Annotated in this window: 12 protein-coding genes; 1 reads left to right on the top strand and 11 read right to left on the bottom strand. The window is 33.1% G+C overall.

Annotated features, from left to right (window positions below; all coding sequences use genetic code 11):
• The 7 genes from CHLWT_RS04240 to yajC are packed head-to-tail and all read right to left on the bottom strand — an operon-like array spanning position 1 to position 7,676.
• Positions 1–1,527, bottom strand: coding sequence for a GGDEF domain-containing protein (locus tag CHLWT_RS04240; RefSeq protein ID WP_112000361.1), 1,527 nt, complete (start codon positions 1,525–1,527; stop codon positions 1–3).
• Entirely contained in the window at positions 1,511–2,047 is a 537-nt protein-coding gene (gene lptE / locus CHLWT_RS04235; RefSeq protein WP_112000360.1) for an LPS assembly lipoprotein LptE, read from the bottom strand. Before lptE ends, CHLWT_RS04240 begins: the two co-directional genes overlap by 17 nt.
• 1 nt (position 2,048) lies before the next feature.
• Complete coding sequence (gene leuS / locus CHLWT_RS04230; RefSeq protein WP_112000359.1) at positions 2,049–4,484, bottom strand: leucine--tRNA ligase; 2,436 nt, start codon at positions 4,482–4,484, stop codon at positions 2,049–2,051.
• Positions 4,485–4,492: 8 nt separating this feature from the next.
• Positions 4,493–4,831 carry a DUF6394 family protein gene (locus tag CHLWT_RS04225; RefSeq protein WP_063998302.1) on the bottom strand — a complete coding sequence of 113 codons (339 nt, stop codon included), beginning with the start codon at positions 4,829–4,831 and terminating at the stop codon, positions 4,493–4,495.
• A gap of 10 nt (positions 4,832–4,841) precedes the next feature.
• On the bottom strand, positions 4,842–5,813 hold the full coding sequence (gene secF, locus CHLWT_RS04220; RefSeq protein WP_112000358.1) for a protein translocase subunit SecF: 972 nt from the start codon (positions 5,811–5,813) through the stop codon (positions 4,842–4,844).
• Positions 5,813–7,396: a protein translocase subunit SecD gene (secD, locus tag CHLWT_RS04215; protein ID WP_112000357.1), complete on the bottom strand. Its 1,584-nt coding sequence runs from the start codon at positions 7,394–7,396 to the stop codon at positions 5,813–5,815. The genes secF and secD overlap by 1 nt, the downstream gene beginning before the upstream one ends.
• On the bottom strand, positions 7,377–7,676 hold the full coding sequence (gene yajC, locus CHLWT_RS04210; RefSeq protein WP_059433384.1) for a preprotein translocase subunit YajC: 300 nt from the start codon (positions 7,674–7,676) through the stop codon (positions 7,377–7,379). Before yajC ends, secD begins: the two co-directional genes overlap by 20 nt.
• On the opposite strand from yajC, the gene CHLWT_RS04205 reads away from it, so the two are divergent.
• Positions 7,649–8,914: an apolipoprotein N-acyltransferase gene (locus CHLWT_RS04205; RefSeq protein ID WP_112000356.1), complete on the top strand. Its 1,266-nt coding sequence runs from the start codon at positions 7,649–7,651 to the stop codon at positions 8,912–8,914. The two genes, yajC and CHLWT_RS04205, sit on opposite strands and share 28 nt — an antisense overlap.
• Here the strand turns inward: CHLWT_RS04205 and CHLWT_RS04200 are convergent.
• The 4 genes from CHLWT_RS04200 to CHLWT_RS04185 are packed head-to-tail and all read right to left on the bottom strand — an operon-like array spanning position 8,901 to position 12,182.
• Positions 8,901–9,716, bottom strand: coding sequence for a metal ABC transporter permease (locus tag CHLWT_RS04200; RefSeq protein WP_063998306.1), 816 nt, complete (start codon positions 9,714–9,716; stop codon positions 8,901–8,903). The genes CHLWT_RS04205 and CHLWT_RS04200 overlap by 14 nt on opposite strands.
• Positions 9,697–10,521, bottom strand: a complete 825-nt coding sequence (locus CHLWT_RS04195; protein ID WP_112000355.1) for a metal ABC transporter permease — start codon at positions 10,519–10,521, stop codon at positions 9,697–9,699. The genes CHLWT_RS04200 and CHLWT_RS04195 overlap by 20 nt, the downstream gene beginning before the upstream one ends.
• Complete coding sequence (locus CHLWT_RS04190) at positions 10,496–11,338, bottom strand: metal ABC transporter ATP-binding protein (RefSeq protein WP_112000354.1); 843 nt, start codon at positions 11,336–11,338, stop codon at positions 10,496–10,498. The genes CHLWT_RS04195 and CHLWT_RS04190 overlap by 26 nt, the downstream gene beginning before the upstream one ends.
• The gene (locus tag CHLWT_RS04185; protein WP_111985638.1) at positions 11,325–12,182 is read right to left on the bottom strand and encodes a metal ABC transporter solute-binding protein, Zn/Mn family; all 858 of its coding nucleotides are present in this window, start codon (positions 12,180–12,182) and stop codon (positions 11,325–11,327) included. The genes CHLWT_RS04190 and CHLWT_RS04185 overlap by 14 nt, the downstream gene beginning before the upstream one ends.
• Positions 12,183–12,239 lie beyond the last annotated feature (57 nt).

The raw sequence follows: 12,239 nt of genomic DNA, 5'->3' as shown, positions 1-12,239 counted from the left end.
TCAGGCTTTTATACAATTTCTACCGCTATTTTTTGCTAGATATAGCATCTCATCTGATTTGGTTAGAGTCTCAGTATCGCTCGTATTATCTTGTCTTGAAGAGATACCACAACTAATCGTTAAATTTATTTCTTGGTCTTTATACATAAATTTATAGCTTGATATACTTCTTAAAATCTTATTTGCAAAAGAGACTGCGCCTTCTTTGCTTGTTTTTGGCAAGATAGCAACAAACTCTTCGCCACCATATCTTGCTATAAAATCAAAATCTCTTGAGTATTTTTTTAATATTTTACCGACGACAGATAAGACTTTATCCCCTGCTTCGTGTCCATAGTTATCATTTACTTTTTTAAAATGATCTATATCAAAAAAGCAGATGCAATATTCTATGCCATATCTTTTATAAGCCTCTTCTATACGGATCAGCTCACTTTCAAAGGCTCTTTTTGTTCCTACTCCGGTTAAAAAATCGCTTTTTATAGCTTGATTTGCTTGACTTAGTTGATTTTCTAAATCTTGTATTCGTTCATTTAGCTCTTTTATAGTTTTTTCATTGCTTGATAGCTTTGATACAAGATCACTAATCTCTAAATCAAGCGTATCTGCGATATTTAATAGCTTATTTTTTACCAAAGTATAATCTGAGTTTTCATTCATATTTTCTATATCGTTTTTGATATTTCTAACATCTGCTTGATTTTTGTTAAAAATAGATATAAAGTATATAATTTTATCATTTATACCATTTAAAATATTATCTAATATAGCGATTTTTTGGGCAAACTCGCCTTTGTCTAACTCTACTCGCTTTAGTATTATCTTTTTTATATCGCCTTGCATCGCTTTACTTTGCAAAAGCTCTGGTTTGGCTTTTATCTCTTCGCAGATAGCAGCTAGTTCATCATTCATACTTGAAGCTATGGAAGGAACAAGGGCTGCTATCATCAGATCGGCTAAAGACTCTAGTTCAGGATTTTCTTGTTCGCTTATTTTTGAATTTAATAGAGTATTTATTATCTTTTGTAGATCATCGCTTTGCTTCACACCATACATCTCTAAAAGTTTTAAATAGCTATCGTCGTAGTTACTTACAAAATCAAACCATTTATCTTTTATGATCTCCAAATTTTCTACGCTTACTTTTTTGTCTATGGTCTCTAGGCTAATGTTTGCTAAATTTCTAGCTTCTTTGTTATGCAATAAGCTAATGCTTTGTAAAATCCTTTTTGTAAGAAGAATAAATACTTTTGTTGTATCTACTGAACTTTGCCTATTTAATCTTGAAATTATAAAAGCAAAAAGCTCATCTATGGTATTTATACTTAGCTTATTAAGCTGAGCTTGATAAGATGGGTCAAGTTTTGATATAAACTTAGATAGCTTTTGGCAGTCTTCTACTACCACACCTTTTTTATTTGCTATATCGCAAAATACATTCATATAATTATCAGGCGTTAATACAAGATGCCTTGTATTTGCCTCTTTTATAGCATCTTTTATAACTTCATTAATTATACTTGCCATTTTTTAAACCCTCTATAGCTAATTTTGATATAAACTCACCAAACGCTTCAGAAGACGCATTTTTTATAGCCTCATATCTATCTTTATCGCTTATAACGCTATCTGTGTATCTTATGTTTTTAACACGTTTTGTTATCTTAAAGTCATATTCACCTGAAGTTAATATATCTTTTGTTTGTGAGTTTGAGAATTTAACATTATATAAAACAGTTAAATTTGCTTTATAAGCAGTAACATAGCCAAATTGATCATAAAGTATAGGACTAAAACTCAAAGATCTTATACTTGCTAATATAGCAGTATCTGCATCTTCTTTGTCTGCTAGATCTTTGCCTAATCTTTCTATCATACCTGCTCTAATGCTGTCTTTAATAGCAACCGTATTTTGTGGATCTGTTTTGCTCATCACAACATCTACCCAAATTCTATCTCCTAAGATATCTTGCGAGATCTTAGAAACTGGCTTATATCCGCAACCTACTAGCAAAAACACTGCTATTAAATTTAAAAGCGTCTTCACTTTAGTCCTTTATAACCAAATTTATCAGCTTATTTGGCACATAAATTTCTTTTATTAGCTCTTTGCCTAAGATCCATTTTTCAACTTCTTTTTTAGCCATTTGTAGAATTTCATCTTTACTTAGGCTTTTTTCTACTTCGATTTCAGCGCGTCGTTTTCCATTTACTGTTATGGCTAAATTTATACTATCTTGAACAAAAACCTCATTTTTTAGCTCTATCTTTGTAAAGTTCTTAAGCCCAAAAAGCTCACTACTAAGCTCCCAGCAAATATGTGGAATGATAGGTTCTAGTAAATTTAAGATGATATAGTAGCCCTCTGTCCATACGTCTTTATTGTTTTGAGCGTTTAAGGCATTTAGAGCCTCCATACAAGCTGCGATTAAAGTGTTAAAAGTAAAGCTACTCTCAAAAACTTCGCTTGATTTTTTAAGTGCTTCATAGACTTTTAGTCTTGCATATTTTTCATCTTTATTTAAATTTAAGTGGTTTATAAGTGGAATTTGCTCTGTTTTATAAGCATTTACGCTTCTATCACAAAGTCTATTTATAAATTTAAAAGCACCCTCAACAGCACTATCATTCCACTCAAGTTCTTTTTGCGGTGGGGCTGCAAAAAGTATAAATAGTCTTGCAGTATCAGCACCATATCTAGCGATAATTTCATCTGGATCAACTGTGTTGCCCTTGCTTTTACTCATTTTAGCCCCGTCTTTTAAGACCATACCTTGAGTTAATAAACTAGCAAAAGGCTCGCTATCACGCAAATATCCAAGGTCTCTTAAAACTTTTTGAAAAAATCTAGCGTATAAAAGATGAAGTATGGCGTGCTCTATCCCACCGATATATTGATCTACATTCATCCAATAATCAACGCTTTTTTTATCAAAAGCTACTTTTTCCCAAGTTTTCTCATCACTTGCATATCTTGCAAAATACCACGAACTTTCAAAAAATGTATCCATAGTATCGGTTTCTCTTTTAGCTTCACCGCCGCACTTAGGGCATTTACAATTTTTGAAATTTGGATGCTTGTCTAGCGGATTTCCCTCACCAGTAATACTCACATCCTCAGGCAGTAAAATAGGTAAATTTTCAAGCTTTTCAGTTACGATACCGCATTTATCACAATGCACCATAGGGATCGGCGCACCCCAGTATCTTTGACGAGAAATCCCCCAATCTCTAAGCTTATAATTCGTAACTCTTTTACCTAAGTTTTGCTCTTCAAATTTAGAAATGATAAACTCTAAAGCTTCATCATAATGCATACCATTTATAAGATCTGAGTTTATATACGTACTATTTTTTTCAGGATAAGGCAATGAGTCTGCTTTTATAACCTGTTTGATAGGCAAACCAAATTTACTAGCAAAATCAAAATCTCTCTCATCGTGTGCAGGTACTGACATCACTGCACCACCGCCGTATTCGTTTAAGACAAAATTCGCGCACCATACTGGAATTTTTTCACCTGTTAAAGGATGAATAACATTTAAATTTAAACAAACGCCGTCTTTATCACTAGCTTGTCTTTGTTTTGGACTTTGGTTTAAAATAGATCTTAGTTTTATAGACGCTTCATCGCTTAAAAGATCTTTATCAAGTAGTTTTTTTACGACTGCGTGCTCTGGTGCAAGTGCTGCGTAAGTTACTCCATAAATAGTATCTGGGCGAGTTGTGAAAACCTTAAAACCATCTATTCCATCTAGTAATGTTCTACTCTCATCATCAAATTTAAACTCAAACTCAAGTCCAAAACTCTCGCCTATCCAATTTTCTTGCATAGTTAAAACTTGATTTGGCCATCTGCCTTTTAGCGTTTCTAAGCAGTCTAAAAGCTCTTTTGCATAGTCAGTGATCTTTAGATAGTATCCTTGCATTTCGCGTTGCACCACTTCATTACCACATCTCCAGCATTTTCCATCTTCAACTTGTTCATTTGCCAAAACAGTTTGGTCGCTCTCGCACCAATTGACAACGGCTGATTTTCTATATACCAACCCTTTTTCATACATTTTTATGAAAAACTCTTGTTCCCATTTTGTATAAAGCGGATCACTTGTAGCCAAAAGGCGTTTTTTAGAAAAGCTAAATCCCAAAGCGTCAAGCTCTTTTGTCATATAATCTATGTTGTCATAAGTCCAAATTTTAGGATGAATTTTATGCTTTATTGCTGCATTTTCTGCTGGCATACCAAAACTATCAAAACCGATCGGTTGAAGAACATTGAAGCCTTGATTTCTATAGTACCTTGAAAGCGCATCACCTATACTATAGTTTCTAACATGACCCATATGAAGCCTACCGCTAGGATATGGAAACATAGAAAGTATATATTTTTTTGGCATTGTATAGTCGTCTTTTGGTTCTGCATAACCATTTTTTTTCCAAATTTCTTGCCATTTGTATTCTATATTTTTAGCATTATATTCCATAATATTCCTTAGAATTCATCTCTTGTTTTATTTGCTTCAGTAAGCAGTAAGCACATAGAAAATACATTTGCTATGATTCCACCTATAGCTAAAGAATAGACAACGGTCATATTTCCAGAAACCACCAAAAATATAAAAGCAGGTATCAAGTGCAAATCAGCCACCAAAGAACTAGCAAAAAGCTCGGCTGAAAGCATATTTCTAACACCTATTTTAAGAAGCGTAGAAATAAGGTTTATGCTAGCTGCTATAAAAAGAGCAATCTCATTTTTATCATATAAAAATCCAGCCGTAGTAGTTAAGCTCATAAGAGCAAAAAATGTATATATTACCTTACCCCAGTTCATTTGCCACCTTTCAAACTGTGCCTTTTTCATACATAGCACGTATTTTTTCTTTTTCTTTTTTTATGCGATTTTTTTCTGCAAGATGAACTCTATAACGCTCAACATTAAATTTAAACCAAACAAGCATTGGAGCTGCTATAAACACAGAACTTATAGTTCCTATGATGATACCAACTATCATAATAATAGAAAATCCGTGTATCATATCTCCACCGAAGAAAAATAGCACTAAAACAGTTAAAAGTGTAGTTACAGAAGTCATAATAGTCCTTGGCAGAGTTAGAGATACAGACTCATTTATAATCTCTGTTAATTTTATAGAATGGTCTTCTTTAATACCTTCTCTAATCCTATCAAATATGATAATAGTATCATTTAATGAATATCCAAGAACAGTTAAAATCGCCGCAAGAGTATCTAAATTTACATCTATCATAAACAAGCTAATTGCACCAAGTGTGATAACTACATCGTGAATTTCGCTAAAAATAGCAGCTAGAGCAAATCTCCACTCAAATCTAAAACCTATATATACAAGAATCAATACAAGCGATACAGCTACTGCCATAATGCCTTTTTGCCTAAGTTCGCTACCTACTTTTGGCCCTACGATATCTACTCTTCTTACTTCAAATTTACCAGTATCAGCAAGAATACGTGAAACCGTAGTCGCAGGATCATTTCCTAGACTATCGCTACTTCCAGCGTATCTTATGGTTATCTCCTTAGCAGATCCAAACTCCGTTACATTTGCATTTTTTAAAGTTTCATTAGTAGCAAGCTTAGCTCTTATCTCATCAAGAGGTGCGATGTTATCATATTTTATCTGTATCAATGTACCACCAGCAAAGTCGATACCATAGTTTAAGCCTCTTGTTGTAAGCAAAAAGATAGAACCAAAAAACATTATAAAAGATAGAGCAAAAAATATCCATCTTTTGCCCATAAAATCATAAATTTTTCCCTTATCAAATATCTGCATTAGTCTGCCTTTCTTATCTTATAACCAAACCAAAGAACCGTGCTTTTGCTTTTTTCTATCTTTTTACCAAGAGCTTCAAACATTCCATGAGTTCCTAAAATAGCAGTAAGCATAGAAGCTATGATACCTATACTCATAGTAACAGCAAAGCCTTTTACCGGCCCTGTTCCATAAGCATAAAGCGCGATAGAAGTGATAAGAGTTGTTAAATTTGAATCAATTATAGCGCTCATAGCATTTTCATAGCCCTTTTCTATACTCACATAAACACTCTTTCCAGATTTTAAAAGCTCCCTAATACGTTCATTTATGATAACATTTGCATCGACTGCCATACCTATAGTAAGAAGTATTCCTGCCATACCAGGAAGTGTTAAAGTAGCTCCAAATAAAGCCATAACTCCTATCAAAATAAGTATATTTACAACCAAAGCTATATTTGCAAGAACGCCTGCTAAACCATACACTATCATCATAAATAAAATGACTAATATAGCACCACCGCTAAGAGCTACCATACTTTGATCTATGCTTTGCTGACCAAGACTAGGACCTATACTTCTTTTTTCTAATAATTTTACAGGAGCCAAAAGCGCACCACTTCTAAGAGCTATCGCTACGTCGTGAGCTTCTTCTACACTAAATCCACCACTTATCTGACCGCTTCCACCGCCTATTCTTTCATTTATAACAGGCGCTGAATAAACTTTACCATCAAGTACTATGGCAAGACGTTTGCCTACATTTGAACCTGTAAAGTCCCCAAAGATCCTAGCACCTTCAGCATTTAAAGTGAAATTTATGATAGGAGAATTTGTTTTATTATCAAACGCCACCCTAGCATCAACTAGCATACTGCCATCAAGTACCGGTATATCTTTTATAAGGTATTTAAATTTAGGATTTTTTACATCTGGATAAAGAATATCGCCATAAGCTTCAGCCTCAGCTTCGCTTATGCTATTTGCTTGATCTTGACGTTTTTCATCAAGCGCCATAAGCTGCAAATGAGCCGCTTTTGCTATAAGATCTTTTGCTCTTTGCTCATCTTCCATAGTTTTGATACCAGGAAGCTCGACTAGGATTTGATTTTCCCCTTGTTTTGCGACAGTCGGTTCGGCTAGACCAAACTGATCAAGTCTATTTCTAATGGTTTCTACTGCTTGATCTATCGCATACTTTGCGGTATCGATTTTCTCTTGTTCGGTTAAAGATATAGTATAAACTAGATTATCTTTTTGTATAGAAAGACCTTTTATATCTTTTAACATCTCATCTATTTTTTTAGCTTCATCGATATCTAATATCTTTAAAGTTACTTTTTCTTTATCGACTTTTAGCTCATCAACCAAAATATCATTTTTATTTGTAAAATATTTTATACTTGAAGCTACTGATTTTACCTTAGAAGCTATAGCTTCATCGGTCTGTACGCCAAGGAGCATATGTAATCCGCCTTGCAAGTCAAGACCTAAGCTGATTTTATGTCCGCCCTGTGTTTGAAGGAAGCTTGGCATAGAAAAGCCAAGTCCAAATATCAAAGCTAGAATAAAAATAACAAGCCTATAAGTTATTCTTCGCATCGCTCTTCTCGATTTTGTCTAGTTTCTTTGCAACAAAGTTTCTATCTATTCTAACGATTACTTCATCATTAAGCTTAACTTTGATAAAATCATCTTCTGGTTTTACAACCTCACAAACAAGACCGCCGTTAGTAACTATCTTATCGCCTTTTTCAAGTGCTTCAAGCATAGCTTTGTGAGCTTTTTGCTGTTTTTGTTGAGGTCTGATAACTAAAAAATAAAAAATTGCGAATAACACAACTAGAGGTAGTAATGAAGTTAAAATATTTCCTTCTTGCATGGGTTTCCTTTGGTAAAAAAAATTTAAGAGACTATTTTACCTTAAATTTTATAATAAAAGGCTTTGGAGTTGCAACTTTACTTTCGATTTTCATTTTTTTATCCATATTTGAAATAAGCTATCTTAGCCTTGTAGGCTGCTTTTTAGCGATATTTGGTCTGTATTTGCTACTCAAATCAGATAAGCAAATTTGGTTTTGGAGTGGATTTTTTAGTGGAATTTTATGGTTTTACTGGATAAGCTTTAGCCTTATTTATTATGGTTTTTGGTACTTGATACCAGTAGAAATTTTGAGTATAGGATTTATATATGCTTTTATATTTTTAGTATGTGGATATTTTTCAAATTTAATTATCAGAGCATCTTTACTTGTATTGCTTGGATATTTTTATCCGTTTAATTTTAATTGGTTCAATCTTGAGTTGATATTTGTAGATACGATCTTTAAACCGCAAATTTGGACTTTAGCAGCTGTTTTAACAGGTCTAGTGTGTATGATTAAATTTAGATACGGGGTAGCAGTTTTGATCTGTGCTTTACTCATAAATATAAATTTAGATAAAAAAACACCAAATTTACTACCTTTTAAAGTAGAATTAGCAAATACAAAAATACCTCAAAGTATAAAATGGGAGAGAAACTATAAAGACGAGCTTATATCTCAAAATTTAAAAATCATAGATAATGCCATAGATAAAAACGCATCTTTAGTTGTCTTACCAGAAAGTGCGTTCGCGCTATTTTTAGATCATCAAAAAGAGCTTCTTGAATATCTAAAAGAAAAATCTAAAAAAATAAGCATAGTAACTGGATCTTTAGGATATGAAAATGGCACTTCTTATAACTCGACTTATCTGTTTTTAAACGGAGACGTAAAAAGACTAGATAAAGTCATATTAGTACCATTTGGAGAAGAAATTCCGCTTCCAAAATTTGCTACAAATTTCATAAACAAAATATTTTTTAACGGAAATAAGGATTTTGGAGCCGCAAAAGAGATAAGTGATTATGAGATAGGTGGCGTAAAGATCAGAAATGCGATCTGCTATGAAGCTACTAGAGATGAAATTTATGCGAACAATCCTAAATTCGTAATAGCCATCACAAACAACGGCTGGTTTGTCCCATCAACAGAGCCAACTTTACAAGAAATTTTGCTTAAATACTACGCTTATAAGTATAATACTACCATTTATCATAGCGTAAATGGTAGCCCTAGCAAGATCATAACGCCCTAAATTTAGAATATATCAAAGATAAAATGAAAAATAGAGTTTGAAATAAAACTATCAATGCTTGAGTGCTAGTATCACTATGAAAACTTATTATGATACCAAAAAATGAGCTAAGCAAAGCAAAACTTACTGAAACTATCTGCATAAGCCAAAATTTGCTAGTTATCAAAAATGCTGCAGCTCCAGGAAGTATCAGCATCGCAACGACTAATATTATACCCACTGCACTAAAACCAAAAACCACTACAAAACTAAGCAACAAAAGCATCAAATAATAATAAAATTTAGGATTTATACCAACTAATAAAGCATTTACTTCATCAAAAAATACCGCAAAAAATCTCTTAAAAAATAGCAAGGTAAATACTAAAACCATGCCAAAAATAGCAACTGAAGTCTGTATATCGCTCTTACTAACACCTAAAAGATTTCCAAATAAAACTTCATGTATATGAAGCGGGCTTTCTACTTTACTATAAAGCAGAAGTCCAAGTGCGAAAAATCCCGTAAAACAAATGGCTGTTATGGCATCACTTCTTAGTCCGCTACGCTCTTTTAAAAACTCTATAAGCCAAAGACAAACTATACTAGACAAAAACGCCCCAAAGCCAAGTGGCAAACCTATAGAGTAAGCCACTATCATACCAGGCATTACAGAGTGCGACAAAGCGTCCCCTAATAAAGAGTATGATTTTAGCACTAAAAAACAAGACAAAACAGCACAAACTACACATATACTAAATGCTAGATACAAAGCAATTCTCATAAAGTCATATCTTAAAGGTTCAAGCAAAAACTCTATCATAAACAACCCTTTTATAAATAAAACACAAGGCAAATATAAAAAGCTGAGTTAAAACTATCATAGCCGAAGCGTAAGTATCTAAAAAATAGCTTAAATACACACCAAAAAATCCACTAAAACCAGCAAATATAGTCGCTAAAAAGACTATCTTATCAAATTTTTTACTTATCATAAAAGCACTAGCTCCAGGTGCTACTAACATAGCAGTGACAAGCACGGCTCCTACTGTTTTTAGACTTGCTACAGTACAAAAACATAGCAAAATAAAAAACATAATCTTATAAAAGCCCACGTTTAATCCTGCTACAAATGCGCCTAATTCATCAAAAAATATAAATTTAATCTTTTTATAGCTTAATAAAACAAAACAAAAAAGCAATCCAAGCAAAATAGCAAGCTCAAAAACTTCACTATCTTCAAGACTTAAGATATCTCCTAAAAACAGACTTTCAAGCTTAACTGGGATAGCGAATATAGAAACTAAAAATAAGCTTAAAGCAAAAAATGATGAAAAAACTATGCCTATTATCGTATCTGTTTTAAGTTTCGAACTTTTTGAGACTATAGCCATACTAAAAAGTGCAAAAAGTCCGCACAAAAAGCTAGAAGCTGTGTAAGAAAAGCTAGTCGTGTAAGCTATGACTATACCAGGAGTTATACTATGAGAAAGAGCGTCAGCTAACAATGAGTATGATTTTAGTATCAAAAAAGATGATAAAAACCCGCAAAATGCACATAAAAATAGACTGACTAAGTGTGCTTTTAAAATATAAACGTAACTAAAAGGCTCTATTAACCATTCCATCTTGCACCTTTTCATCTACCATTATAAGTGGTTTTTCATCATCACTAATGAGAGCTATATTACAACTCATATTATCAACTTCAACCTTAAAATACCTAAGACTTCCACCAAAAATTTGACCTAAGTTTTGCGGAGTTAAAACTTCATTCGTAAATCCAAATGCCAAAACTTTTCTTTTTAGCAAGATAGCTCTGTTACAATACTGCGCCGCCATACCTAGATTATGAGTAGAGATGAGTATGAGATGACCGCTTGATCTAAGAGATATAAGAAGATCTAATATCATACTTTCACTCTTAACATCAACGCCGTTAAAAGGCTCATCAAGTAGTATTATTTTTGCACCGCTCGCTAAAGACCTAGCTATAAATATACGCTTTTTTTGTCCGCCACTAAGCTTTGATATTTGACGATCTTTAAAATCATACATATCTACTTTTTTAAGAGCTTCGCTCACGATATGGACATCTTTTTGACTAGGATTTTTGAAAAAACCCATATGAGCGTATCTACCCATCATCACAAGCTCCCAAACACTTATAGGAAAATCAAAATCTATCTCTTCATTTTGAGGAACATAGGCTATCAAGCATTTTTTTATAGCGTCTTTAAGGCTTAAAGAGCAAATTTTTATAGAAGCGTTTTTTGGTTTTATGACTCCCATTATGGATTTAAAAAGAGTGGATTTTCCACTTCCATTTGTCCCGATGAGTGCGCATATATTGCCACCTTCTAGTTTAAAATTTACATCTTCTAGCGCCGTAAGATCTGCATATTTGACATTTAAATTTGATACTTCTAGACTAATTTTTTGCATCTTTAAATCCGCTTTCTATGGTTAAAATCGTAGTTTCTAACATTTTTTCATACGTATTGATATCTTTGCTAAGACTATCTACATAAAGCACACCACCATATTTAGCACCGCTTTCATTTGCGACTGTTTTAGCAGGTTTTGGACTGATGGTACTTTCGCTAAAAATAACTGGAATTTGATAAAACTTTACTTTATCTATCAGATCTTTTATCTGCCTTGTAGTCCCTTCTTCATCGCTATTTATACCCCATATATAGAGCTCCTTAAAGCCATAATCCCTAGCCAAATAACTAAAAGCTCCCTCGCTAGTAACAAGATATCTATTTTGAATTCTGCTAAGCATATTTTTAAATAAAATATCTAAATTCCGTAATCTTTGTATATACTCATCTGCATTTTTAGCATAAATTTCACTATTTTTAGGATCGTGCCTAGAAAGTATCTTTTGTATGTTTCTTACGTAAATTTCACCATTTTTAAGGCTCATCCAAGCGTGAGGATTTGGTATGAGTGAATTTTCGTCTGCGTATATCACGCTAACTCCGCTACTTACGTCATAGCTTGGTTTTTGTGTTCTATCTAAAAATTTACTAAGCCATGTTTCTAAATTTAGCCCATTAAAAAGCACGATATCTGCTTTTCTAGCTCTTAAGATATCTTTTGGGGTAGGCTCGTATGAGTGAATTTCTGTACCTAATTTCGTAAGACTTTGCACATCAGCGCTATCTTTTGCTACGTTTTTTGCTATGTCTGCTATGATGTTAAAGCTTGCTATGACTTGCAATTTTTTGGCATTTAAAAATGAAATAGATAAAAATAGTAGCAAGATTGCTATTTTAACCATATCTTTCCTTGATAAATAATATGGCGCATTATATGATAATTTAGTTTAAATTTAGCT

Origin of the sequence: Campylobacter hyointestinalis subsp. lawsonii, assembly GCF_013372165.1 — a bacterium.
GTDB classification, from domain to species: Bacteria; Campylobacterota; Campylobacteria; order Campylobacterales; family Campylobacteraceae; genus Campylobacter; species Campylobacter lawsonii.
This window is presented reverse-complemented; position numbering and strand designations above follow the sequence as displayed.

Coding starts and splice junctions, on each gene's coding strand:
- CHLWT_RS04240 (WP_112000361.1), bottom strand. CDS start 1,527: ATGGCAAGTATAATTAATGAAGTTATAAAAGATGCTATAAAAGAGGCA.
- leuS (WP_112000359.1), bottom strand. CDS start 4,484: ATGGAATATAATGCTAAAAATATAGAATACAAATGGCAAGAAATTTGG.
- CHLWT_RS04225 (WP_063998302.1), bottom strand. CDS start 4,831: ATGAACTGGGGTAAGGTAATATATACATTTTTTGCTCTTATGAGCTTA.
- secF (WP_112000358.1), bottom strand. CDS start 5,813: ATGCAGATATTTGATAAGGGAAAAATTTATGATTTTATGGGCAAAAGA.
- secD (WP_112000357.1), bottom strand. CDS start 7,396: ATGCGAAGAATAACTTATAGGCTTGTTATTTTTATTCTAGCTTTGATA.
- CHLWT_RS04205 (WP_112000356.1), top strand. CDS start 7,649: ATGAAGTTAAAATATTTCCTTCTTGCATGGGTTTCCTTTGGTAAAAAA.
- yajC (WP_059433384.1), bottom strand. CDS start 7,676: ATGCAAGAAGGAAATATTTTAACTTCATTACTACCTCTAGTTGTGTTA.
- CHLWT_RS04200 (WP_063998306.1), bottom strand. CDS start 9,716: ATGATAGAGTTTTTGCTTGAACCTTTAAGATATGACTTTATGAGAATT.
- CHLWT_RS04195 (WP_112000355.1), bottom strand. CDS start 10,521: ATGGAATGGTTAATAGAGCCTTTTAGTTACGTTTATATTTTAAAAGCA.
- CHLWT_RS04190 (WP_112000354.1), bottom strand. CDS start 11,338: ATGCAAAAAATTAGTCTAGAAGTATCAAATTTAAATGTCAAATATGCA.
- CHLWT_RS04185 (WP_111985638.1), bottom strand. CDS start 12,182: ATGGTTAAAATAGCAATCTTGCTACTATTTTTATCTATTTCATTTTTA.